The organism is Cronbergia sp. UHCC 0137 (genome assembly GCF_034932285.1).
Taxonomy (GTDB): Bacteria; Cyanobacteriota; Cyanobacteriia; order Cyanobacteriales; family Nostocaceae; genus Cronbergia.
Genome location: NZ_JAYGHC010000006.1, coordinates 59,268 through 83,333, shown reverse-complemented (window position 1 = coordinate 83,333; position 24,066 = coordinate 59,268). Strand labels below are relative to the sequence as shown.

Here is a 24,066-nt window from a genome sequence, read left to right as displayed (position 1 = left end):
ACTTAGAACTAAATTCCATATTTTGTTCAGTTGATAAACTACATTTGACATTTCGTGTATTCAGTGTGTGTTTATATGATTGATAATAGCATTATATAAAATTTAGACATCCATAACTGCTAACTAATAAGTAACAGAAACAGCATAAACTTTTTGTGGACAAAACTCACAAAAGGACATGGCTATGAAATTTCTATTTGTCACCGATTTAGATCACACCTTCGTAGGCAACGATAACGCATTAGTGGAATTAAGCGATCGCCTTTTGAATCATCGTCAACAACACGGTACTAAAATAGTTTACGCCACAGGGCGATCGCTCTCACTTTACCAGGAACTCCAACAAGAAAAAAACTTGATCACCCCAGATGCTTTGGTCGTCTCCGTCGGGACAGAAATTTACTTTGATGGTAACAACACCACCGATAGCGAATGGTCAAATCTCCTTTCTCCCGGATGGGAACGGGAAAAGATCGTATTCATCACACAGGGGTTTCCTGAATTAACTCCCCAACCAGACTCAGAACAACGGCCGTTTAAAGTCAGTTTTTTTCTGCAACAGCAAGATTCGGGGATCATACCACAACTTGAGTCAGAGTTGACAAAAGCTAAATTAAATATAAAATTAATCTATAGTAGTGGAATTGACCTTGACATTGTTCCCCTTTCCAGCGATAAAGGTCAGGCAATGCAGTTTTTACGTCGAAAGTGGGAATTTGCAGCAGAACGAACTGTTGTTTGTGGCGATTCGGGTAATGATATTGCTTTATTCGCTGTAGGCAACGAACGGGGAATCATAGTCGGGAATGCGCGTCCAGAGTTACTACAATGGCACAAGCAGAATCCGGCTGAATACCGTTACCTAGCACAAGATGTTTGTGCGGGTGGAATTATAGAAGGGCTAAAACACTTTGGTTTCCTAGAATGATCAGCTATCTTAAAGGTTTTGTCGCTGGTGTCCAAACGATTAACGGTAATCGTGTCGTTTTGACACTAGAAGTCAACGGTACAGGGTATGATTTGCAAATTCCCCAACGCCTCGCCAATCAGTTAACAACTACTGGCGATGTGGTGCAAATTTTTACCCATTACCAAATTCGGGAAGAAGTACCTATGCTCTATGGTTTTTCTTCCCCCTCGGAACGGGATTTATTTCGCCACTTGCTATCCGTGAGTGGAATTGGTGCGGCTTTAGCGATCGCTCTCTTGGACACTTTGGAATTACCAGAGTTAGTCCAAGCAATTATCGCCGCTAATACCCAAATGCTAATTCAAGCCCCTGGTGTGGGCAAAAAGACCGCCGAACGCATCTGTTTAGAACTGAAAAGCAAGTTGATTGAATGGCGTAAATCAGCAGGGTTTTTCGTGGCTACAGGTGGACCTGCACCAGGAATTTTGGAAGAAGTGCAAATGACACTCTTTGCTTTGGGTTATACTGCCCATGAGGTTAGTCACGCCTTACACGTAGTTAGCGAAAACATTGGTTTACCCAAAGATGCCTACGTGGAAGATTGGATTAAACAAGCGATCGCTCACCTCAGCAGCAGCGAACAATTCATGGCTCATAGTTCCTAAATGAATCATCATCCTTACGCTTGGATACAGGCATCTTTAGCAACTATTCATCACGCAGACTGGTATCGTTCAGTACAAACTATTCACAGTCTCCCTGGTGCGACGGTGCTATTATCTGGGCAAGAGGTAATTAATTTTGCTAGTAATGATTATTTGGGAATGTAAGATATTATTATAAAATACTCACTTTACTCAACCAGCTATGCTAAACACAGAATCAACTTTACAACTGCGTCTGTGGACTGTTGAGGACTACCACAAAATGGCTCAAGCAGGGATATTTGAGCCAGATGAACGGGTGGAACTATTAGAAGGAAAAATAATTTGGATGATTGCTAAGGGAACAGCACACACTTCAGCCGTAGGAAGAACATATAAGATATTAGAGAATCGAGTGGGAAACCGAGCTTGGATATCTATTCAAGATTCCATAACATTAAATGATCGGTCTGAACCAGAACCTGATATTGCCGTTGTCAAAATAGATCCTTTGGACTATGCTGATCATCATCCTACCCCATCGGAAGTTTATTTAATTATTGAAGTTGCCAATAGTAGTTTAAAATTAGATACTGAAACTAAGGCTAAGGCTTATTCTCAAGCGGGTATTAAAGATTATTGGGTGTTAGATGTAGTTAAACGTGAATTGCATATTTTTAGAAACCCGACGGAAACAGGTTATCACAGTCATTTGATTTTAACAGAATATGGGATGGTTTCGCCTTTAGATTTTCCTGATTTAGAAATTGCCATTTCTGATATGTTACCTTTGGTGAACGTCAGATAGAATAATTTAGGCTAAAATCACTAGCAGCAGCGAAGAATTTATGGCTCATAGTTCCTAAATGAATAATCATCCTTACGCTTGGATACAGGCATCTTTAGCAACTATTCATCACGCAGACTGGTATCGTTCAGTGCAAACTATTCACAGTCTCCCTGGTGCGACGGTGCTATTATCTGGGCAAGAGGTAATTAATTTTGCTAGTAACGATTATTTGGGATTAGCAGCAGATCAGCGATTACAAAAAGCCGCAATTACTGCTATTAAAGACTTTGGTACAGGTAGCACAGGTTCTAGATTACTGAGTGGACACAGAGAACTACACAGAAATTTAGAGCAAGCGATTACATCTACCAAACAAACAGAAGATACAGTCATATTTAGTTCTGGCTATTTAGCAAACTTGGGTGCAATTACCGCCATAGTGGGCAAGCGCGACTTAATTTTATCAGATCAATATAACCATTCCAGTTTAAAAAATGGGGCGATTCTCAGTGGTGCAGCATTGGTTGAATATCCCCATTGTGATATTATAAAATTAACAGAAAAATTACAGGAACAACGGCAAAACTACCGACGTTGTTTAATTATCACCGATAGCGTCTTTAGCATGGATGGTGATTTATGTCCGTTACCACAACTTTTAGATTTAGCTGAAAAATTTAGCTGTATGCTATTAGTTGATGAAGCTCACGCTACGGGAGTTATGGGAGAAACTGGTGCTGGCTGTGTGGAGTATTTTGGCTGTACAGGTAGAGAGTTAATTCAAGTCGGGACATTAAGTAAAGCTTTGGGTAGTTTAGGGGGATATGTGGCGGGGAGTAGCGCCTTAGTTGACTTTTTGCGAAATCGCGCCCCCAGTTGGATTTATACCACCGCCCTTTCACCGGCAGATACGGCCGCAGCTTTAGCCGCAGTTGAGATTGTCCAGCAAGAACCCGAACGCCGTCAGCAATTATGGGATAATGTGAATTATTTAAAACGATTAATTACAGAAAGTTTACCTAATTTAAAATTATTACCTTCTGAGTCTCCTATATTATGTTTTCAATTACCTGATGCAGCAACAGCATTAAAAGCCGGAAAGCATCTCAGGGAAGCGGGTATTTTTGCTCCAGCAATTCGTCCTCCCACTGTTCCCACCAGCCGGATTAGATTATCTGTTATGGCAACCCATACATATCTGCATTTGGAGCAGTTGGTGGAAGTTTTAAAAAGAATGCAACTATAGATTATGATACTTAGGGCTTACTTAATAAAGCTAGAACTTAGATATATCAAAAGTTTGAAGGTTAAAAAGGTGAATCAGGTGCAAGAGACATTTCCGGTAAAGATTGTAGAGACGTTCCATGGAACGTCTCTACGGGGGTTTTAGGTCACGCATATTTAGTTTCAGGTTGCGACTAATTAAGGGTATAGCCCGGATACCTGCAATTTGTGACATAATGTAAAGGTCTGTAAACTTAATTTTCAAAACTCTTGATTTAACGTTGTTTCAGCCTCCAGTAGTTGTATGATTTATGACGGTTGCTTTTTGTTTGGCTAAATGTGATTTTTGTTTCAATGCCATTCATAATGAACGAGAACGATAATTTAATTGGTTTAATGAACCAAAACGATATTTTGGATTGGTGGGATGTATTTCCCCAAATTCAGGACAAAAAAACTAAGGATAAGATGGCAGAAAAAGCAGCAAAGCAGAATAATTCAGAGTCATTTGAACAGAAACTATGGAAAACGGCGGATAAGCTGCGAAAAAATATTGATGCTGCTGAGTACAAGCACATTGTCTTAGGCTTAATTTTTCTCAAATATATCTCCGATGCCTTTGAGGAGTTGCACCAAAAACTGGTTGCGGGTGAGGGAGAATACGAAGGAGCTAATCCCGAAGATCCAGAGGAGTATGCGGCGGAAAATGTGTTTTTTGTACCAGTAGCGGCACGGTGGCCATCTCTCCAGGCACAGGCCAAACTGCCAACTATTGGGAAACTGGTTGATGAAGCGATGGAAGCTATCGAGCAGCAAAACGCCAAACGGTTAAAAGGGATTTTACCCAAGGTGTATGGACAACAGAAATTAGATCAGAAATCCTTGGGTGGATTAATTGACTTAATTGGATCAATTACGTTAGGGGATGCTGAAGCACAGGCACAGGATGTTTTAGGGCGAGTCTATGAATATTTTTTAGGACAATTTGCTCTAGCTGAAGGCAAGAAGGGGGGACAGTTATATACACCTGAAAGCATTGTGAAACTTTTAGTTGAGATGTTAGAACCCTACAATGGGCGTGTATTTGACCCTTGCTGTGGTTCGGGGGGAATGTTTGTCCAGAGTGAGAAGTTTATCAAAAATCACCAAGGGCGTTTGGATGATCTCTCAATTTATGGGCAAGAAAGCAACGAGACAACCTATAAATTGTGCCGGATGAATTTGGCGATTAGGGGGATTGACGGCTCAAATATTAAGTGGAATCCTGAAGGTTCATTTCTCAATGATGCTCACAAGGATTTAAAAGCGGATTTTGTGATTGCTAATCCTCCTTTTAATGATAGTGATTGGGGCGGCGAGTTATTGCGAAATGATGGACGGTGGCTGGATAAGGATCTTGTTCCTCCAGTGGGGAATGCTAATTTTGCTTGGGTTTCTCATTTCATTTACCACTTAGCCCCGACAGGTTCGGCGGGTTTTGTGTTGTCCAATGGTTCGCTGTCGTCCAATACAAGCGGTGAGGGAGAGATTCGCAAGGCTTTAGTGCAGAAGGATTTGGTGGATTGTATTGTCATGTTGCCTACCCAACTTTTTTATAATACGGGTATTCCTGCTTGCTTGTGGTTTCTTAGTCGGTATAAGAACGGGAATAAAAACAGGGATAGACATGGTGAGGTATTGTTTATTGATGCCTCAGAATTGGGTTATATGGTGAATCGCAGTAGTCGGGCTTTTACGGAAGCTGAAATTAGCAAGATTGCTGATACTTACCATGTCTGGAAAAGGAAGCCCTCCCAGATACCCTCCCCTAACCCCTCCCAGATACCCTCCCCTAACCCCTCCCAGATACCCTCCCCTAACCCCTCCCAAGGGGAGCTACCGTGTACACACAAGTCTTATCAAGATTAAATCGGCGGTTAGAAACCGCAACTACACAGGCAAAACCCACCTCCGTGGGTTAAAAATAAGTAGTTTTTCTTCAGTCCACGCAGGTGGACTTTGTTTGTGTAGCCGTGATTTCTAATCGCCAGGGCTTGTTTTGGGTAATCAGATCACTTGTGTGTACACCGTAGCCCAAGGGGAGGGGGATCGGAGTTTCAAAGTCCCTCGCCCCTTGGGAGAGGGATTTAGGGAGAGGGGCAGTTACCACGATATTAAGGGTTTTTGTAAGTCGGCTAACTTAGCTGAAATTGAAAAGCATAATTTTGTGTTGACACCAGGGCGGTATGTGGGTATTCCTGATGAAGTGGAGGATGGGGTAAGCTTTGAGGAGAAGATGGGGGCTTTAACGGCTGATTTGGCGGCGCAGATGAATGAGGGTTTAGCTTTGGATGCGGAGATTAAAATACAGTTAGCTAAGGTGGGTTTTTCTTTGGAGGTGGACTGATGACGCAAGTAGAACTGAAGCAAAGTATCATGCAACGTCTCGATAGGATGCAGCCAGAACAATTGGCTTTTCTAGTGAGTTTTTTAGATACTTTTGAGACTTATTTTCAATCGGTATCTCAATCACAACTGACAGCAGAAAAAAGGCATGAGTTGGTTAAAAGTTTGCAGGGTAAATACGCTTATACTTCTACGTCTAGTGATGATTTTGCCCGATGTAAACAAGATGAGATTGATTGGGAAGAACGTAATCAATAAAGGCGATTTTACAGATTGCAGTTAAGCATGATATCGGGTTTATATTAATTTCTGTCGAGCGCAAATGAGGTAATAAAAAATGATTGCTGTTAAAGATAAGTTTCCTAAGTTAACACCTGAAGAATATTTTGTCTGGGAAGAAAAACAACTGCTTCGCCATGAGTATCTTAATGGTAAACTTTACGCTATGAGTGGGGGAACGCAAAATCATGGACGAATTGCTAGTAATATTATTTTCATTGTTAAAGGTCATTTACGGGGCGGTGGTTGTCAGGTTGGTAATTCCGATTGTCGTGTCAATATTTTGGAAACGAAAGATTATGTTTATCCTGATGTGAGCGTTACTTGCGATGAGAGAGATAGGACTGCAATTCAAGCAATTCAATATCCCTGTCTAATTGTCGAGGTTTTATCTCCCAGTACAGCCAGTTATGACAGAGGGGATAAATTTAGATTGTATCGTCGCAATCCTAGTTTACAAGATTATCTTTTGGTTGATGCTGAGAAAATAGCGATTGATTTATACCGCAAAAATGAGCGCGGTAATTGGGAGATTTTTAATTATCAGCCGGGGGATAATATCAAGCTACAAAGTATTGATTTAAGTTTTCCCATTGAGTCGGTTTATGAAGATATTGTTTTTGAGGAATTAGGATAAATCGCTAGTATTTCTATCAGTTTGGGAATGAGTAAGGATTGATGCCTAAAAAGAGAAAATATCATCGGTACATTATGGGTAATAAGTGATTACACAAAATTAATTGCACAAATGACTATGAATTTACTAAAAATGCCAAAGTGATTTTTAAGGAGATGAATATGACTCAAGTTATCTTGAAACAGCTTAACCCCATTGTTATAGAAAAACTAAAACGTCTGGCTCAGAGTCATCAACGGACTTTGGAAGAAGAAATCACATCTATTCTTGAGAATGTAACAGAAAATACGCCTATAATTACATCTAAAAGTAGGGGCTGGTCGCCTGGTTTCTTTGAGCAGACTTGTGGTGGTTGGCAGGGGGAATTGTTAGTTAGAGAGCCTCAGCCAGAAGCACAGGAACGAGAGCCGCTATTATGAGTTATTTATTAGATACTAATGCCTGTATTCGCTATCTTAATTCCAGGAATAATCCAGTTTTTCATCGCTTAAATTCACTGCCACCAGATGATGTTTTTATTTGTGATATTGTAAAATTTGAGCTTTATTACGGAGCTTATAAAAGCTATAATAGAGACAAGAATCTGGCAACATTAAAGATATTTTTTGATGATTTTGTTAGCTTACCTTTTGATGGTCAAGCGGCAGATATTTATGGTTATATTCGTTCTGAATTGAATAAAAAAGGAACACCAATTGGAGTTTATGATTTACAAATTGCCTCAATTGCTCTTGCTAATAGCTTGGTGTTGGTAACTCATAATGTGGGAGAGTTTAGTCGTGTGGAAGGGTTGCAGTATGAAGACTGGGAGGTTGCGGTATGAATTAATAAAAATGCCAAAGTGATTTTTAAGGAGATGAATATGACTCAAGTTATTTTGAAACAGCTTAACCCCATTGTTATAGAAAAACTGAGTCGGTTTATGAAGATATTGTTTTTGAGGAATCTGTGTAAATTGCTAGTATTTCTAATCAATTTTGGAATGAATAAGGAGTTTGAGTTATGAGTATTACAAATTTTAATCAAGAGAAAAGGCTCAAACTGCTATTGCAAGAAAGGCGAGAAGAGATTTTACAGATTGCGTCCAAGCATGGGGCTTTTAATGTACGGGTGTTTGGCTCGGTGGCGAGGGGGGAGGAGACGGAAAATAGCGATATTGATTTTTTGATTGATTATGACCTCAAGAAAATTTCGTCTTGGTTTCCTGTGGGTTTAATTCAAGATTTGGAGGTTTTATTAAGCTGTAAGGTAGATGTGGTAACGGAGCAGGGGTTAAAGGAACGGATCCGGGAGCGCGTGTTACAGGAGAGTATTTTGTTATGAGAAGCGATCGCGAACGGTTAGTAGATATTGATGAGGCGATCGCCAAAATCGACAAGTATACGGTCAGAGGTAAGGAAGCAGCAAGAGAATATTACTTTTGATGATGTAGATTTTGCAGTTCTTCGCGATCGCTCTGTCGGTAGGGATGTTGAGTTTTGAGTATCAAGTATTTATTGGACATGGTTATTAAAGGATAGTTAGTCAAGGTAGATTTTAAGTTTATGAGTGAGTGGAAAGAATTTAAATTAAATGATCTTTGTAAAATCGGCTCAAGTAAAAGAATTTTTAGTTCTGAGTATGTTGTTTCTGGAATACCTTTTTTCCGTTCAAAAGAGATTATAGAAAAATCTTTTGGTGATTCAATCAGCGAACCTTTATTTATTTCAGAGAAAAGATTTAGAGAAATAGAAAAAAATTTTGGAAGTCCCAATGAAGGCGATATTTTAATTAGCTCGGTTGGGGCTAGGTCTGGGATTCCTTATCGGGTAAAGAAAGAGGATGGAAAATTTTATTTTAAAGATGGGAACTTAATCTGGATTAAAGACTTTACCGAAAATATTAACAGTGTTTTTCTCCTATATTGGTTGAAATCTAATATAGGTCAAGAAAATCTTGAATCAATAATGATAGGTTCTGCACAACCAGCATTAACAATCGATGGCATTTCTAATCTTTTTATAAACCTTCCTAACATCAAACTACAAAAAAGTATAGCTGATGTTTTATCTTGCCTAGATGCCAAAATCGAAAATCTGAGGCGACAAAATGAAACTCTGGAACAAATCGCACAAACTCTATTTAAGCATTGGTTTATAGATTTTGAGTTCCCCAACGCAGACGGTAAGCCCTATAAATCATCTGGTGGGGCGATGGTGCGATCGGAGTTAGGCGAGATTCCCGAAGGGTGGCGTGTTCTAACACTAGAGCAAATTTGTAAAACAATTTATAGGTATCCTCAATTTTACGGAATGGAAAAAGTAGATTCGGGAGTACCTGTTATTCGTGGTGAACACTTGTTAAACACTGGTCGAATAAGTGTTGATTTTAGCGACTATTGGTTTGTTAAAGAGGAGTATTCTGCTAAATTTCCTAAAACTATTTTAGAAGAATTTGATGTTGTTCTCTCTGTCAGAGGTAGTGTCGGAAACTATTCCGTAGTTGGTAAAAAACATATTCATGCCCAGATATCACCTAATACAATTAGGCTTTCTGCTAATCCTGACATTCTAAAAAAAACCTTTTTATATCCTTGTTTGAAAGTGAATAAATTCAAGCAAAAATTACTATCGATTGTTAGTTCTTCTGCTGTACCTGCTATCAATGCGGGTGAATTTAAAACATTTGAATTTGCAATTCCAGCAATGTCAGTTCAAGATATGTTATCTGATGTATTCAAGGATTTATATAAAAAGATAGATATTAACGAACACCAAATCCAAACTCTAACTAAAACCCGTGATACCTTATTACCTAAACTAATGAGTGGACAACTCCGCGTTAAAGAATAACCTATGAAACTACGAGAACTTGTTAATGAAATATTAATTGACCCTCGAAAACTCACAGCCTATGCCCTAGACCCAGAAAATCCCAAAGGTAAAAACAAAGCCTTCATGTTTGAAAAATATCTTGGCTATACTAAAGATAACTATCAACCCCTATTAGACCAAATTTATTTTCAAGCGCTCGATGCCGAAGCCATCCCACAAAATACAGATCAATATGGTACAAGATATCAAATAGACCTACAAATTCAAGGTATAGAATCAGAGCAAATAGAAATTGTGCGTACAGGATGGCTGATTGCTCCTCAATACTTCTCGGTTAAGGAGTGTAGAGACGTTCCATGGAACGTCTCTACAGGGGTTTTCGGCTCTAAACAAGTTCAATTAGCCACAATCTATATTCCTAAAAGATCATGATTAAACCCGAATTACTAGACATCGTAGAAATCCTTGTTAACCTGCCAGAACATCAACAGTTTGTTGGCGCTCAAGGAACTATTGTTGAATGTTACGACAGCGAGAATTTTGAAATTGAATTTAGCAAAGAAGATGGCGAAACCACCGCATTATGCGCCCTATCTTCTCAGCAATTTATAGTCGTTTGGAAAGCCACAACAAAACAATGGCTCACACCTGCCGATAAAATAGCCGCCATTTTTAATAACCTATCCGAAGCCAAACGCGAAGAAGTTCTAGATTTTGCCCGTTTTATCTATCAAAAAGCTTAAAATATTCGGTTCTTAGTTACTTGTTATGCTAATATGAAACTTCCCTCAGATGTCATTATTCCTGACGCAAAAATTAGCCAATACCTCTTAATTCATCGAAAACAAGACGACAAATCTAAATTTTTAGCTCAAGGTGGATTTACTCAAGATAATTCAGAACAACTTAAACAAGCCATTTTAGAACTCATACAAACCGAAGAAGTCATAGAAGATAGTAGTAATCAGTACGGCATATTCTATCGAGTAGAAGGTAACTTAAAAGGAATCAATCGAAATCTGGCAGTTGTAACAATTTGGCTAGAACGTGCCATTGACAAGAAAATTCAATTTATCACCCTAAAACCTAAAAAGGAGAAAAAATCATGATTAACCTCTATCAACGAGTTTCTTTAGCCCAAGACTTCCCAGAATATCACCTCAAAAAAGGAGACATTGCCACCTTTATTGATACCGTTCCCCATCCTACCGACGGTGAAGAAGGCTATATTCTCGAAATATTTAACGCTCTTGGCGAGTCCATTAATACGGTTATTGTCCCCAAATCAACTGTTGTAGAACTTAAAGCCGATGAAATTCTTTCTGTACGTTCCCTAGCCGAAATATCATGATTAATAAACTAACCTAATTACCAAATTGTCATGAGTATCTAATAAAAAACCCATTAACCTTTTCCATAGAACATAGCGTTAATCTCCTCTGACTCATCATCAAAATCATCAGCCATCCAAACACGCCCTTCCCAAGCCCCAGGAGTACGCGGCTCAAGTTCCGCCTCATAGCGTATCAAACGCACTAACGGTTTACCTTCTCGACTAATAACCACATCTTCACCCTCTAACACAGACTCTATTAATTCGAGAAGATATGCCCTTGCCTCTTGAACCGTTGCATTCTTCATAGACAAAAAAACCAAATAGACTAAAATCTAATTATAAAATGAAAATAAATGTATCATACCACACTTCTTTAATTTTTAATCTAAATGACTGCCCTCACCGAAGCCCAAATCGAAGAATACCAACTCCAACTCCTGCAAACCCTTGGTTATAGCTACTGCAACGGCTACGACATCCAACCAGAAGGCATCAAGCAAGAACGGGAAAGCTTCGGTGAAGTAATTTTAAAACATAGACTCTCACAGGCCATATCAAGAATTAATCCCACCATTCCCGATGATGCCCAATATCAGGCACAACGGGAAATATTTAATATTGCTAGTTCCGACCTACTCAACAACAACGAAATATTCCATAAATACCTCACAGAAGGCATCACCGTTGAATATCAAAAAAACGGCGAAACCAGAGGCGAACCTGTTAAATTAATTGACTGGGAACACCCCGAAAATAACGAATTTCTCACCGTCAACCAATTTACAGTTATTGAAGATAACCATAACCACCGCCCCGATATTGTCCTATTTATTAACGGCTTACCCCTCGTCGTGATTGAACTAAAAAACGCCGCCAATGAAAAAGCCAATCTTAACGCCGCCTATAACCAACTCCAAACCTATAAAAGCAGAATCCCTAGCCTATTTACCTATAATGCCCTATTAGTAATTTCTGATGGACTATCCGCCCGTGCTGGTTCACTTACGGCTGGGTTTAACCGCTTTGCGGCGTGGAAGTATCCCTCCCCTAACCCCTCCCAGAGGGAGGGGAACCGGAGTTTTCAGATTCCAGATGAGGAGAACCGGAGTTTCAAAGTCCCTCGCCCCTTGGGAGAGGGATTTAGGGAGAGGGAAATTAACGAACTAGAAATTTTAACTAACGGGCTACTAAACAAGCAAACCTTACTAGATTTAATTCGTCACTTTACAGTATTTGAAAAGTCCAAAACCGAAGACCTGAAAACAGGCATAGTTAGCATTACCACCATTAAAAAGATCGCCGCCTATCATCAATATTATGCTGTTAATAAAGCCGTTGAATCTATTCTTAATGCCTGTAATTATCCCTCCCCTAAGCCCTCCCAAAAGGAGGGGGATCAGAGTTTCAAAGTCCCTCTCCCGGTGGGAGAGGGATTTAGGGAGAGGGCAGATATTGAAGATTTGGGCTATAGAGGTGGATTAGCAGTAACGACTCTTTTAGAACAAGTACGAGAACTGAGAAAAAATCAAACAGCTGCGGAAAAAATATTTTGGGAAATTGTGCGGGCAAAACGTTTTTTAGGGTTAAAATTTCGCAGACAACATCAAATCGGCAATTACATTGTTGATTTTTACTGTCATGATTGCAAATTAGTAATTGAGCTTGACGGAGAGATACACAATCAACCAGAACAACAGCAACGCGATCGCCAACGAGAAGAATATCTAAAATCTTTGGGACTTAATGTTGTAAGATTCACCAACCAAGAAATTTTCCACAATCTCGAAACCGTCCTCGAAAACATCATTGAGCATTTGTCCCCCTCTGCCAGTGGGAGAGGGGCTAGGGGAGAGGGTGATCTTACCTCTAAAACAGGGGCTAGGGGCGATCGCAAAGGGGGTGTACTTTGGCATACCCAAGGAAGCGGTAAATCCCTTTCAATGGTATTTCTGGCAGGAAAACTGGTTTTAAACCCCAACCTCCAGAACCCCACCATTGTCATGTTGACAGATCGCAACGACTTAGACGATCAACTATTTGATACCTTCGCAGGTTGTCAGCAACTCCTGAGACAAGACCCCCAACAAGCAGGAGATAGAGATCAAGTCCGCCAACTGCTCAACACCAACTCAGGCGGTATCATTTTTACCACCGTCCAGAAATTTTCCCCGGCTGATGGTGAAACCCTCTATCCCCAAATTAGCGATCGCCCTAATATCATTGTCCTGGCAGATGAAGCCCACCGCAGCCAATACGGTTTCACAGCTAAACAAGTTAATGTCCTTGATGCGGAAGGTAATGTAATTGGTAAACGCACCAAATACGGCTTTGCCGAATATATTAGACAAGCTTTACCCAATGCTACCTTTGTGGGCTTCACAGGTACACCCGTAGAACAAACCGACAAAAACACCCCCGCCATTTTTGGTGAATATATCGACATCTACGACATCTCCCAAGCCGTCAAAGATGGGGCAACTGTGCCGATTTATTATGAAAGCCGCTTAGTAAAAGTTGATTTAGACGCAGCAGGTAGACAACTCCTAGAGGAACTAGACGAAGACCTCAGCTTTGAAGACCTCAGCACCACCCAAAAAGCCAAAGTTAAACAAACAAAACTGGAAGCGATTGTTGGTTCTACTAAAAGAATAAAACAGATTGCTCAAGATATTGTCACCCACTTTGAGGCACGGCAACAGGTAAACAAAGGCAAAGCCATGATTGTCACCATGAGCCGCCAAATCGCCGTTAACCTCTACGATGCCATAATTCAACTCCGCCCCGATTGGCACAGTCAGAATCTCAACTTAGGCAAAATCAAAGTTGTAATTACTACCTCCGCCGCCGATGACGGTAATTTAGTTAAACATCACACCAGCAAAGCCCAACGTCAAAACCTCGCCCAACGCCTCAAAGACCCTGACAACTCCCTAGAGTTAGCCATAGTCTGCGATATGTGGCTGACAGGCTTTGATGCCCCCTGTCTGCACACCATGTATATTGATAAACCACTTAAAAGTCATAATTTGATGCAAGCGATCGCTCGGATTAACCGCGTCTATTTTGAAAAAACAGGCGGTTTGATTGTAGACTATCTGGGACTGGCTGCTGAACTCAAAAAAGCCCTATCTTTCTATTCTCAAAGTGGGGGGAAAGGCGACCTCACCCTCAATCAAGATGTGGCTGTGGGACTACTCCTAACCAAATTGGAAATCGTCGAGCAAATCATGTCAGGCTTTACCTATCAGCATTATTTTGAGGCTGAAATAGGGGAAAAACTAAATATTCTCAAAAATGCCACTAATTATGTAGCTGCACCAACCATCAAAGATAGATTTCTTAGTGAAGTTATCGCCCTATCTAAAGCCCATTCTCTCGCTGTTCCTCACCCCGACGCGATCGCTGCATCAGAAACCATCTCCTTTTTCCAAGCCATCCAAGCCAGCCTCAGAAAACTAGAAAGCAGTGGTGATGGTGGTGGACTCAGCAACCAAGACATCGAAACTGCCATCCGTCAAGTTGTAGATCAGGCGTTAGTATCTGATGCAGTGATTAACATCTTTGATGAAGCTGGTATTAAAAACCCTGACATCTCTATTATCTCCGATGAATTTATGGCAGAAGTGCGGGGGATGGAACACCAAAACCTGGCGGTGGAACTGTTGCAAAAATTACTCAAGGATGAAGTTAAAACCCGCAGTCAGACGAATATTGTCCAAAGTCGTAAACTTTCTGAGATGTTGGAAGATGCCCTGCGCCGTTATCGCAACCAAGTCATCAGTGTGACGGATATCTTAGAAGAACTGTTGGAACTGGCAAAAGATACTAAAGCTGCTGATGCTAGAGGTGAAGAACTAGGATTAGAACCGTTTGAATTGGCCTTTTATGATGCCCTCTCCCAAAACCAAAGTGCCCAGGATATTATGGGTGTTGATAAACTGCGCGAATTAGCGATCGTTCTAGTGGAGAGAATCCGCCAAAACGCCTCTATTGACTGGAATCTTAAAGAAAGTGTGCGATCGCGGATGAAGATTGCCGTTAAGCGTCTGTTGCGAAAATATGGCTATCCCCCCGACATGGAGGCACTAGCTATGGAACTTGTCTTAGAGCAAGCCAAAGTTTTTACTGAATTTGAAGTTTCAACACAACAATAGACTTCTTGCAAAAGTTGTGATTTTTAAATTCTTCTTTGCGTCTTTGCGCCTTTGCGTGAGCTTTTCAAGAATATTCTTGGCAACACCAAAGTATTTATGCAAGAGGTCTATTAAGCGATCGGCACAACGGGATAAAATAAATTTTATATTTGGGAGAGGGAACAGGGAACCTATAAGGAATATAGAGATTTTTGTTTGGTCTAAAAATGTTAAATTAATTTTGCCCAGGTACTTATTATGAAAATACTCACTTTACTCAATCAGCTATGCTAAACACAGAATTAACTTCCTTTAGATTTTCCTGATTTAGAAATTGCAATTTCTGATATGTTACCTTTGGTGAAATTGACAGCTTAATTAGGGTTTGCTGAATAAACCAAAAACCTAGATATATCAACAGTTTCAGGCTGAAAAAAGTAGGAGAAGGTGCAAGAAATAAGCGATGCAATCATCAAAAACCGTTCATTTACCCAGATTTGAGAATATTCTGATCTCCTTCTAATTCTTCCTCCTGACTCCTGACTCCTGACTTCTGACTCCTAGCCCTAACGGAAAGACTTTTTCAGCAAGCCCTAATTATCAGAATCAGTAGTATGTAGAGTGCGTCAAACCCGATAATTGAGCATCTAACAGACCTTCTCTATCTGACGCACCGCACTAATATGGGATTCCAAAAGCTTGAAACTAGGTAATTTCGTTTATACATATCATCTGCATTTTGTACAGTGCGTAAGTCCTAATTTCTGTCTTTAGGTTTATGAATTTTTTATAAATCATGCTTAAAGTTTATATCTAGGTGGTTATTCACCTGAGTCAGTAAGTGAGGCTAAAAATTATGTCAGTGACAAATATCAAACCTAAATCTGCGTTACTTTTAGATTTATCCACAGACGAACAGCAAGTATTAACTGGTGGAATCAGTCATCCTGCAAATATTATGTCTGATGATGATTCTACAATGATGGAAAGTCTACCTCCGAATATGCCCCCTGGTGCAACTCTTGTAGTTCCTAATATGCTATATTCTGTCCCATCTATGGCTGTAAATACTTTAAACCCATTTGGTCAGTCAATGGAAGACGACGATTAGAGTTCTCGCTAGACACAGAGGGAATGGGGATTTGAGGAGAAATTACTCTTCTATTCCCCGATTATACTGTGTCAGTTCGGACTAAAATAACGGTACGATCGCTCTTACTAGAAATAGTTTCGGGAATATTACCTTTAATCACTTGTTGCAGCAGACTTTCCCGACTTGCTCCTAAAATAATTACATCAGTTTGATCGTTTTGGGCACAATCAATTACAGTGTCAATTACAGAACTAGCACAAACTGGGATTCCTTCTATAGTACCGTTAATTTTCCGTTGCAGGAAGCGGACAGAATCATCTAAAATTGTGGTGTCTGGATTTGATTCGTTAGGCTGAAAAACTTGATATAATTTAATTTCAGGTGATAAACTCAGGCTAGTTAGGGCGGGTAATAATTGTACTGCTTCGCTAGAATTGGGTCCCCCTGCTAATGGTAATAACCAACGTTTAAAGCCTTTTGTTTCATCTAATTTGACTAAAACTACTTCACAAGCTGCTTGACGAATTAGAGTATCTACAACTCGGCTAAATACCCTCCCAGGGGTTGATGTATTGCCTTTCCAACCCATCAATAATAAGTCAATGTGTCGTTCTTTGATGGTTTCTAAAACTGCCCCCGCGACATCATGGGCGACTCGAATTTGGGTGTGTATGGGAATATGTAAATCTTCCCCTAATTGGACTGCTTGCTGTAAAAGTCGATGACTTCTGGCGGTTTCTACTGGGGTTTCTGCGGGTATGCGACTGCGGGGGACTAATATTACTTGCAAACATTCTAACTCATAATTGCGTTCCTTAGCGATCGCTCCCGCCATTTCTAATAAAGTTTGGGCTGTATGGGGATGAGATAATGGCACTAATAAGCGTCCTTTACCGATAGCTGGGGCGCGATTTTGGTAAATAACACAAGAAGGGGCTGATTTTGGTTCTATTTGTTGGTCTGTTTTCCCACTTAATCTTTCTGCTTCAACTCGAATAATATCACTGCGAGTAATGATTCCTACTAATTTTCTCCCTTCGGTCACAGGTAAGCAATTAATGTTATGACGATTGAGTAAAAGCAAAACATAGGAAAGAGGGCTGGTAGGGCTAACAGTGATAGGTTCAGGAGTCATGATTTCACTAATAGTCATGTCCCCACTAATTCTTTGTGAGTCAATATTTCCTAAATCTGTTTGGGTTAAAATCCCCACAATTAGACCCTTTTCCATCACCGGAAAGTGACGATGATGGGAATCGGAAAAAGCCTGTATAGCTTGATCAATAGTGGTTTGCTTAGATAAAGTTTCTACTCGCCTTTGCATCACATCTGTGGCGCTAATTTGGGTTAACAGTCCCTCCCCACTGGGCTTTTTGTTGATGTAAATGCCTTTCCATTCTAACAGTAAATCATAAAGTGAACGATGATCAATTTTGTCTGCAACTATATAAGCAACTACAGAAACTATCATTAATGGTAGCACCAAATTAAAATCTGTCGTCATTTCAAAGACAATAACTACAGCCGTAATTGGTACTTTGGAAACCGCACTTAAAAAGGCCGCCATACCTACATGAGCGTAGGTTGTGGGTACACCTATTCCCAGTAAGCTGTATTCAGTAGCACCTACTAAATAGCCCAAAGCCGCCCCTAAAAATAAAGTGGGTACAAGTAAACCTGCGGGCGCGCCTGAACCATAGCAGATGACAATTAAGATAAATTGAACTATAAAAGCGATCGCTGCAAATTGCCAATTAGACTGACCACTGAGGAGAATGTCTTTTAAACCGGCATTATTCCGAAAATCTACTGGCAAAAGAGCGATCGCTATCCCCGTCACTAATCCTGCCAACCCAATCCGCCAAGCCAAACTCAGGTGTAATACTCGTCGATTAAACGCTAAACCTGCTAAAATACTTTTGTTAAATAAAATACCTAATAATCCCGCCAGCAATCCCAAAATTAAGTAAAAAGGAATTTCTTGAAATTGAAAAGTGGTTTGAGAAACAGCTACATCTAGCCCTAAATTCCAACTTTGACTACCATAAAGTCGAGAAAGACCAGAAGCAATTAAAGAAGCCAAAATTGCCGTACCAAGGGTAATACCAGATACATCTTGCAGTAATTCTTCCACCACAAACAAAACCCCAGCAATAGGCGCATTGAAAGCAGCAGCTAAACCCGCACCTGACCCCGCAGCAATTAGTTGGCGACGATGTTCTGGGGAAGTAGGAACCCAGTTACTTAACTGATTTGCTAAAGATGCCCCAATTTGTGTAGTTGGACCCTCTCTTCCCAGTGGAATACCTGAACCTAAAACTAGAATGGCGCTAATTAATTTGATTAAAGCAATCCGTAAATTTAACGGTAATGGCACGCGAGCTAATACAGCTTTGACATCAGAAGTTCCACTACCTGAAGCTTCTGGTGCAAAGGTTTCCACAAGCCAACCCGCCAAAAATCCCCCCACCAATCCAATGGCCGGTAGTACCAAATAGGCAGGCCAGCGATAAGAAAGATTAACCCGCCATGCCCCTGCTGCCTCTACTGCTTGCCCTAGTAACACTGCTGCCAGCCCAGAAACTAGACCAATTAAGCAAGCCTCAAAAAAGGCTAAACGTCTAGGTTTCAGCAATGTCCGAGAAAGTCGAAGCCAAAAAATTTTTCCCTTAACTAACATTTTATAGTAATTATTGATTTTTAGTAGTGAAAGCGGCAGGCCAGAATCCTAATTTTATCATCTAGGATTTCTGCATCAAATTCCAAGTTTTTCACAGGTGTCGCTTGTCAAATTAAATGTCCACTTGCCAAATTAATGTCCACAAAAATATTAACCTTTAAACCCTTACTATGTAGGGGTTTTGCTATTTTAGCTTATATTTAACCAGCCAGATGCTAATTGACAAAATAACTGTCCAAACTTAAATATCTGACAAATTAATTGTCCGTTGGCTAGGGTTGTGGGCGTTGATGCTGATAGGTTAGAGCAGATGTTATACTTGATAAGGTAATAACTTGCGTTTTTACATCCATAGGACTTACGGACAAGTTACGGAATATCGAACCGCAGAGGACGCAGAGGACACGGAGAAATAAGAGTCTGAGACGTTTTTTGCGTAAGTCCTAATTGTGGGGCTAGGTTTAAAGTTCCGGCGTTGTGGGTTGATGGTTGGTGTCATCGGTGTTTTTTGCCGTTTGGGGAAATGGCGAAGTGGCAAAAGTTTTGGCTTATGCAAAGTAATATTATTGATCTTTAATTACCCGTTGCATATTTGATTACTGACTGTGATATATTGGGGTGATCTGATATTATATCACTGATAATCTTTCAGTGTTTATATATGACTTTTACTTAAATTTAGATATGGTTGTAGGTCTGAACTCTGTTCGTGAACTTTTAGAAGCTGCTTACTCAACCCTCAATTTTCAAGAGGGTGAGCTTCTTGCTACAGATATTCCTCCTACTAACTTGACGCTGGAACAATGGATCGAAAAAGGAGATTGGCTATCTTTAGGTAAGCAAGTTGGGGCAGAAAAGATTTTTTTTGTTAACAATAATCCTATAATTGTTTTTGCTGGTGTAGAAGAAACTGAAGATGATGAGGTTTTGCGTCGTGTTTTTAATAAAATTTGGTGCATGGCAAGACCTCAATATTTATTTTTAGCGAAACAAGGTGAACTTGCTGTTTATGATTTAACTAAGCCTCCATCTAAAACTATTGAAGAGTGGCAAAACAAGGAGTCATTAGCTGTTGCTAGAACTACAGCCGAGGTAGCATCAAAATTATATCAATATAGGCGTGAGCAAATAGAGTCTGGTAGATTATTTGAAGATCACCGTTTTGGGACAGACAACCAACGGGCTGATCAATCTTTAATTCAGGATCTTAAGAGAGTCCGTTTTGCTCTCATGGATGAAGGGCTTAGAGGAGATAAATTAAAATATGCTCATTCCCTTATAGGTAGATCAATTTTTATTAGATATTTAGAAGATAGAGAAATACTCTCGCGGGAGTATTTTGATGAAATAGCACAAGAAAATCCACAATGGCAAAATTTACTAAATGCCCCAGACTTCCTACCACTTAATCTTGAGCCTGAAGCTAAACAATTTTATATCAGAATTCTAGGAAACAAAGATTTTACCTATACACTTTTTGAAAGACTAGCTAATGATTTTAATGGAGATATGTTTCCCTCTGATCTTCAAGAGAAACAGGCAATTACAGCAGACCATCTCAATCTTTTACAAAGATTTTTAAAGGGAGATTTATGGTCTTCAGCAAGACCATTATTCTTCTGGGCTTATAAATTCCAAATTATACCTATTTCCTTAATTAGCAGTATTTATGAAGAATTTTATCATGAAGAAAATGAAGAATCAGATGATTTTGGTACACACTACACACCTGGTTCTTTAGTAGAATATCTTCTTTCCAAAGTTCTAAATCCAGAATGTTTAGATAAAAATCCTCGTGTTATTGATCCTTGTTGTGGATCAGGAATATTTTTAGTTGAATCTTTCAGACGCATAATTCGCCATCATGTTTATAAAAATAATGGACTGCGTTTAAATGCAGAAAAAATGAGAGAGGTTTTATGCAATCAAATTGCAGGTATTGAAATTAATGAAGAAGCTATACGCATAACATCATTTAGTTTATATCTTGCTCTTATTCACTATCAGGAAGCTCCAGATATACTTAAACAAATTAAAAATGGAAAACATCTACCCAATCTTATTTACCAAGATGGTTGGACTGATGATCAACAGCATTTTAATAATTTGCTTAGAGCAAATACTTTTGATATTACTTCAGCAATAAAAAATAATAATGAAATATTTAAAAGGTTTAATAGTAATTGTGCTGATGTAGTAGTTGGTAATCCTCCTTGGGGTTCAAGTCCAATTGGATGGAATAAAATAGCTAAATGGTGTGAAACCCATGAATACCCAGTTGGAGATAATGAAAGATCCCAGGCTTTTATTTGGAGAGTGCTTGAATTACTTCGTGATAATGGTTGGGCATCTCTTTTAGTATCTACAGGTGTTTTGTTAAAGACACACAAAAACAGTAAAGCATTTAGAAGCGAGTGGCTTAAAAAAGTTGAACTTAAAGAAGTTATTAACTTTGCTCATGTCAGAGATGTTTTTTTTCGTCGAGCTACAAAGGATCATATAAAAAATAAAACATCTGCAAAAACTAGTAGTAAAAAATCCAAAAAATCTTCTGCAATTGCTCCATTTGCCTCAGTTTTGTTTTGCAAGAAAAGCGAAGTAAAAACTCAGAACACCTATGTTTTGTACTGGTCAGCTAAAAAAACTGCAATGGTTAAGGAACTTCAAGCAGTTGTTTTGAGTGTTGTTGATCGTCATGTAGTAAGACAGGCAGACTTTTTGCGTAATGATACTCTTTGGAAAATTTACTGGTGGGGAAATCATAGAGATGTATCTCTTGTCTCAGCTATAAATTTATACACTCCTTTGAAAGTTTTGCATGATAAAAATAATAGTGGACAAGGGTTTTCTGAAGGTAAAAAAGATCAAAAGATATCTCACCTGCCAAGACAATTACCAGTTGAATATTTTCAGAGATATGAACTTATTAAGCCTGATTGGTTTCAAAAACCACCTGTAATGGTAACTAGAGAACGTAACCTAACTTTATACGAAGGAGATAGATTATTAATAAAGCATGGTATTACTGAATCTTCCGGTAATAAAGGGCAGATAATAGCTCGTATGGAATCAGCTAGATTCTGCTTCACTAATTCAATTAACTGCATTAAATTAATTGAACCTGAAACCTGGAAATATAAAGTTATCCTGGGTATCTTGTGGTCTTCATTATCGCGTTACTACTTTTTTCTTACTTCTAGTAAATGGGGTATATGGCACGATGGAATTTATAAGGATGAATATCTAAATCTCCCAATTACTTTACCTACAGATAATAATCTGCGTGAGCGAATTATTCAGATTGTTGAAGAACTACAAAATTGGAATCAAGTTGAAAGATATGAATTAGTGAAGCGAGTAAGAGATTCGCGGCTTAATACCATACCAATTATTTGGCTACTTATTGGGAGAATTAATTGTATAGCGGGTATGATATTTTTGTACAAGTTCCATAATTATCAAATACAGTTAAATAATCAACTAACAGATTTAGAGTATAGCTTAGATGAAGCAATATTTGATTTATATGAGTTAAATATATCAGAACGTGACCTAATCAGAGATATGTGTGATGTTGGAATAGAATTTTTCTACAACCACAGTAATAGTCAGGCTGTGCAATCTTTAAATATAAAATTTCTTCCAAAATTACAAGGTACTATTGCGGATATTTCCAATATACGCTGTAATCAAAATCATATTCAAGGATATATTTACACTTTTCTCAATATTTGGAATCGTGAACTAGAACCTGATGGTGAATTTAATTGGAAAGTTATTTATGCTGAACCAAATTCAACCATGTTAGCTGTTGTTTTTGCAACTCAAGAGAAAAATATTTCTCCACCAAACAGTTCAAATTCTAGTGAAGATGAATGGACAGAAATATTAAGAAGCATTGGTAAACATAATTTAGTTCCTTATGACAGCCATCAAATTTATATTGATGGTATGATTCGTGTAGTTAGCGATACTCAAATTATTATCATTAAGCGTAATGAAATGCGGTTGTGGACTCGTAGTATGGCTCGTGAAGATGCTGAAGCTACGTTGCTACAAGCAATTCACTTACAAGAAACTACTCAAAGTGATAGGGGTGAGGTATTATGATTCGTATTAGTAGGCAAAGAGAAGATATATGGACTAGACATGAAAAAAGAGTATTGGAAATATTTAAACTAGCTTTAAAAATGCTCCGTGAAGAATCTTCACTTCCAGATAAGGAAGATGAAATAAATCGGAAATTATGTTTTCTTGTACGTCGCGCAAACGGGGATTTACAAAATCAACATCAAGGTATTGAGTGGCCTATTACCTATGAATCAAATAACCAACCAGATGCAGATGATGTAACTCGAAGTACACGAGAATCTAAACGTCCAGACTTTCAATGGGGTGTATGTGATACTAACGAACTTGACCCTGATAGAAGGGACAAATTTTATACTATTGAATCCAAGCGACTAGGTTCTCCATCAAGCACCACATGGATACTTAACAAAAACTATGTGGTTAATGGTATGAAGCGTTTCGTTGATCCTGAATGGAGCTATGGTAAATCATCACACTCAGGTGCGATGATTGGCTATATCCAAGATATGGAATTGCAAACTATTTTGGAGGAAGTTAATACTAATGCTGCATCTGAGTTATTACCTAATATTACTATATCATCTGATGGTGAACAACCAGATATCACACAACTAGACCAAAGATTAGATCGTGAACAGATTCAACCTACGCCATTTGATCTGAGACATCTTTGGGTTGATTTAAAGCACCATTATCAGGATAAAGATAAAACAAACCAACAAATAGAAGAAGTTAGTAAGCCCAAGCAAACTAATAAAAAACCTAGAACCACTAAAAAAAGTAAAGATGGAGAACCTTTAGAAGAAGAGGTTAGTAAACCCAAGCCAACCAATAAGAAATCTAGAAATACTAAAAAAAGTAAAGCTGGAGAGCCTTGATTATTTAATATTTGAGCTTTTTGCAAAAATAAACAGTTATGAAAGAAAGTTAGTTTGATCAAGCGAAATTAATTGTTATTAGCTAAATATAATTTTTCCCCTCATCAAGAGATGCGATCGCTGCGCTCACCGTATAAATGGCTCTCTTCCTACCAAATTCTACTAAATAGGG

At 39.0% G+C, this 24,066-nt stretch carries 22 protein-coding genes and 1 pseudogene; 21 read left to right on the top strand and 2 right to left on the bottom strand.

Features of this window, described 5'->3' with window-relative positions:
- Positions 1 to 184 precede the first annotated feature (184 nt).
- From VB711_RS04380 to VB711_RS04300, 17 genes and pseudogenes are all read left to right on the top strand, one after another.
- On the top strand, positions 185 to 928 hold the full coding sequence (locus VB711_RS04380; RefSeq protein WP_323284575.1) for a sucrose-phosphate phosphatase: 744 nt from the start codon (positions 185 to 187) through the stop codon (positions 926 to 928).
- Complete coding sequence (gene ruvA / locus VB711_RS04375; protein WP_323284507.1) at positions 925 to 1,575, top strand: Holliday junction branch migration protein RuvA; 651 nt, start codon at positions 925 to 927, stop codon at positions 1,573 to 1,575. The genes VB711_RS04380 and ruvA overlap by 4 nt, the downstream gene beginning before the upstream one ends.
- Positions 1,576 to 1,737 (top strand): annotated as a pseudogene (locus VB711_RS04370) (8-amino-7-oxononanoate synthase); the annotation flags it as partial. It lies immediately after the preceding gene.
- 40 nt (positions 1,738 to 1,777) lie between these two features.
- The gene (locus VB711_RS04365) at positions 1,778 to 2,362 is read left to right on the top strand and encodes a Uma2 family endonuclease (RefSeq protein WP_323284506.1); all 585 of its coding nucleotides are present in this window, start codon (positions 1,778 to 1,780) and stop codon (positions 2,360 to 2,362) included.
- 58 nt (positions 2,363 to 2,420) lie between these two features.
- Positions 2,421 to 3,590 (top strand): 8-amino-7-oxononanoate synthase, encoded by a 1,170-nt coding sequence (bioF, locus tag VB711_RS04360; protein WP_323284505.1) that lies wholly within the window; start codon positions 2,421 to 2,423, stop codon positions 3,588 to 3,590.
- Positions 3,591 to 3,934: 344 nt separating this feature from the next.
- Positions 3,935 to 5,476 carry a class I SAM-dependent DNA methyltransferase gene (locus VB711_RS04355; protein ID WP_323284503.1) on the top strand — a complete coding sequence of 514 codons (1,542 nt, stop codon included), beginning with the start codon at positions 3,935 to 3,937 and terminating at the stop codon, positions 5,474 to 5,476.
- Positions 5,477 to 5,606: 130 nt separating this feature from the next.
- The gene (locus VB711_RS04350) at positions 5,607 to 5,954 is read left to right on the top strand and encodes an N-6 DNA methylase (RefSeq protein WP_323284502.1); all 348 of its coding nucleotides are present in this window, start codon (positions 5,607 to 5,609) and stop codon (positions 5,952 to 5,954) included.
- Positions 5,954 to 6,211: a hypothetical protein gene (locus VB711_RS04345; RefSeq protein WP_323284501.1), complete on the top strand. Its 258-nt coding sequence runs from the start codon at positions 5,954 to 5,956 to the stop codon at positions 6,209 to 6,211. The genes VB711_RS04350 and VB711_RS04345 overlap by 1 nt, the downstream gene beginning before the upstream one ends.
- Positions 6,212 to 6,290: 79 nt before the next feature.
- Entirely contained in the window at positions 6,291 to 6,869 is a 579-nt protein-coding gene (locus tag VB711_RS04340; RefSeq protein WP_323284500.1) for a Uma2 family endonuclease, read from the top strand.
- Between the two features lie 161 nt (positions 6,870 to 7,030).
- Entirely contained in the window at positions 7,031 to 7,288 is a 258-nt protein-coding gene (locus VB711_RS04335) for a hypothetical protein (protein WP_323284499.1), read from the top strand.
- Complete coding sequence (gene vapC, locus VB711_RS04330; RefSeq protein ID WP_323284497.1) at positions 7,285 to 7,692, top strand: type II toxin-antitoxin system tRNA(fMet)-specific endonuclease VapC; 408 nt, start codon at positions 7,285 to 7,287, stop codon at positions 7,690 to 7,692. Before VB711_RS04335 ends, vapC begins: the two co-directional genes overlap by 4 nt.
- Positions 7,693 to 7,871: 179 nt before the next feature.
- Positions 7,872 to 8,192: a nucleotidyltransferase family protein gene (locus tag VB711_RS04325; protein ID WP_323284496.1), complete on the top strand. Its 321-nt coding sequence runs from the start codon at positions 7,872 to 7,874 to the stop codon at positions 8,190 to 8,192.
- Between the two features lie 221 nt (positions 8,193 to 8,413).
- A complete protein-coding gene (locus VB711_RS04320) occupies positions 8,414 to 9,700 on the top strand; it encodes a restriction endonuclease subunit S (protein WP_323284495.1) in 1,287 nt (428 codons plus the stop codon).
- 3 nt (positions 9,701 to 9,703) lie between these two features.
- The gene (locus VB711_RS04315) at positions 9,704 to 10,114 is read left to right on the top strand and encodes a DUF6883 domain-containing protein (protein ID WP_323284494.1); all 411 of its coding nucleotides are present in this window, start codon (positions 9,704 to 9,706) and stop codon (positions 10,112 to 10,114) included.
- A complete protein-coding gene (locus tag VB711_RS04310; RefSeq protein ID WP_323284493.1) occupies positions 10,111 to 10,425 on the top strand; it encodes a DUF4926 domain-containing protein in 315 nt (104 codons plus the stop codon). Before VB711_RS04315 ends, VB711_RS04310 begins: the two co-directional genes overlap by 4 nt.
- Positions 10,426 to 10,458: 33 nt before the next feature.
- Positions 10,459 to 10,791 carry a DUF6883 domain-containing protein gene (locus VB711_RS04305; RefSeq protein ID WP_323284492.1) on the top strand — a complete coding sequence of 111 codons (333 nt, stop codon included), beginning with the start codon at positions 10,459 to 10,461 and terminating at the stop codon, positions 10,789 to 10,791.
- A complete protein-coding gene (locus VB711_RS04300) occupies positions 10,788 to 11,033 on the top strand; it encodes a DUF4926 domain-containing protein (RefSeq protein ID WP_015217799.1) in 246 nt (81 codons plus the stop codon). The genes VB711_RS04305 and VB711_RS04300 overlap by 4 nt, the downstream gene beginning before the upstream one ends.
- A gap of 53 nt (positions 11,034 to 11,086) precedes the next feature.
- Here the strand turns inward: VB711_RS04300 and VB711_RS04295 are convergent, their stop codons facing one another.
- A complete protein-coding gene (locus tag VB711_RS04295) occupies positions 11,087 to 11,323 on the bottom strand; it encodes a type II toxin-antitoxin system Phd/YefM family antitoxin (protein WP_028090204.1) in 237 nt (78 codons plus the stop codon).
- Positions 11,324 to 11,407: 84 nt separating this feature from the next.
- On the opposite strand from VB711_RS04295, the gene VB711_RS04290 reads away from it, so the two are divergent.
- Both VB711_RS04290 and VB711_RS04285 read left to right on the top strand, forming a co-directional pair.
- On the top strand, positions 11,408 to 15,172 hold the full coding sequence (locus VB711_RS04290; RefSeq protein WP_323284490.1) for an HsdR family type I site-specific deoxyribonuclease: 3,765 nt from the start codon (positions 11,408 to 11,410) through the stop codon (positions 15,170 to 15,172).
- 835 nt (positions 15,173 to 16,007) lie between these two features.
- Entirely contained in the window at positions 16,008 to 16,262 is a 255-nt protein-coding gene (locus tag VB711_RS04285) for a hypothetical protein (RefSeq protein ID WP_323284489.1), read from the top strand.
- Between the two features lie 61 nt (positions 16,263 to 16,323).
- Here the strand turns inward: VB711_RS04285 and VB711_RS04280 are convergent, their stop codons facing one another.
- Positions 16,324 to 18,924 carry a chloride channel protein gene (locus VB711_RS04280; protein ID WP_323284487.1) on the bottom strand — a complete coding sequence of 867 codons (2,601 nt, stop codon included), beginning with the start codon at positions 18,922 to 18,924 and terminating at the stop codon, positions 16,324 to 16,326.
- A gap of 684 nt (positions 18,925 to 19,608) precedes the next feature.
- Here VB711_RS04280 and VB711_RS04275 point away from each other — a divergent pair.
- The gene (locus tag VB711_RS04275) at positions 19,609 to 23,034 is read left to right on the top strand and encodes an HsdM family class I SAM-dependent methyltransferase (protein WP_323284485.1); all 3,426 of its coding nucleotides are present in this window, start codon (positions 19,609 to 19,611) and stop codon (positions 23,032 to 23,034) included.
- Positions 23,031 to 23,894, top strand: a complete 864-nt coding sequence (locus VB711_RS04270) for a hypothetical protein (protein ID WP_323284484.1) — start codon at positions 23,031 to 23,033, stop codon at positions 23,892 to 23,894. The genes VB711_RS04275 and VB711_RS04270 overlap by 4 nt, the downstream gene beginning before the upstream one ends.
- Positions 23,895 to 24,066: the final 172 nt, after the last annotated feature.

Bases quoted from the DNA above. Each gene is read 5' to 3' on its own strand.
- VB711_RS04380 (WP_323284575.1), top strand. From the start codon at position 185: ATGAAATTTCTATTTGTCACCGATTTAGATCACACCTTCGTAGGCAAC.
- ruvA (WP_323284507.1), top strand. From the start codon at position 925: ATGATCAGCTATCTTAAAGGTTTTGTCGCTGGTGTCCAAACGATTAAC.
- VB711_RS04365 (WP_323284506.1), top strand. From the start codon at position 1,778: ATGCTAAACACAGAATCAACTTTACAACTGCGTCTGTGGACTGTTGAG.
- bioF (WP_323284505.1), top strand. From the start codon at position 2,421: ATGAATAATCATCCTTACGCTTGGATACAGGCATCTTTAGCAACTATT.
- VB711_RS04355 (WP_323284503.1), top strand. From the start codon at position 3,935: ATGAACGAGAACGATAATTTAATTGGTTTAATGAACCAAAACGATATT.
- VB711_RS04345 (WP_323284501.1), top strand. From the start codon at position 5,954: ATGACGCAAGTAGAACTGAAGCAAAGTATCATGCAACGTCTCGATAGG.
- VB711_RS04340 (WP_323284500.1), top strand. From the start codon at position 6,291: ATGATTGCTGTTAAAGATAAGTTTCCTAAGTTAACACCTGAAGAATAT.
- VB711_RS04335 (WP_323284499.1), top strand. From the start codon at position 7,031: ATGACTCAAGTTATCTTGAAACAGCTTAACCCCATTGTTATAGAAAAA.
- vapC (WP_323284497.1), top strand. From the start codon at position 7,285: ATGAGTTATTTATTAGATACTAATGCCTGTATTCGCTATCTTAATTCC.
- VB711_RS04325 (WP_323284496.1), top strand. From the start codon at position 7,872: ATGAGTATTACAAATTTTAATCAAGAGAAAAGGCTCAAACTGCTATTG.
- VB711_RS04320 (WP_323284495.1), top strand. From the start codon at position 8,414: ATGAGTGAGTGGAAAGAATTTAAATTAAATGATCTTTGTAAAATCGGC.
- VB711_RS04315 (WP_323284494.1), top strand. From the start codon at position 9,704: ATGAAACTACGAGAACTTGTTAATGAAATATTAATTGACCCTCGAAAA.
- VB711_RS04310 (WP_323284493.1), top strand. From the start codon at position 10,111: ATGATTAAACCCGAATTACTAGACATCGTAGAAATCCTTGTTAACCTG.
- VB711_RS04305 (WP_323284492.1), top strand. From the start codon at position 10,459: ATGAAACTTCCCTCAGATGTCATTATTCCTGACGCAAAAATTAGCCAA.
- VB711_RS04300 (WP_015217799.1), top strand. From the start codon at position 10,788: ATGATTAACCTCTATCAACGAGTTTCTTTAGCCCAAGACTTCCCAGAA.
- VB711_RS04295 (WP_028090204.1), bottom strand. From the start codon at position 11,323: ATGAAGAATGCAACGGTTCAAGAGGCAAGGGCATATCTTCTCGAATTA.
- VB711_RS04290 (WP_323284490.1), top strand. From the start codon at position 11,408: ATGACTGCCCTCACCGAAGCCCAAATCGAAGAATACCAACTCCAACTC.
- VB711_RS04285 (WP_323284489.1), top strand. From the start codon at position 16,008: ATGTCAGTGACAAATATCAAACCTAAATCTGCGTTACTTTTAGATTTA.
- VB711_RS04280 (WP_323284487.1), bottom strand. From the start codon at position 18,924: ATGTTAGTTAAGGGAAAAATTTTTTGGCTTCGACTTTCTCGGACATTG.
- VB711_RS04275 (WP_323284485.1), top strand. From the start codon at position 19,609: ATGGTTGTAGGTCTGAACTCTGTTCGTGAACTTTTAGAAGCTGCTTAC.
- VB711_RS04270 (WP_323284484.1), top strand. From the start codon at position 23,031: ATGATTCGTATTAGTAGGCAAAGAGAAGATATATGGACTAGACATGAA.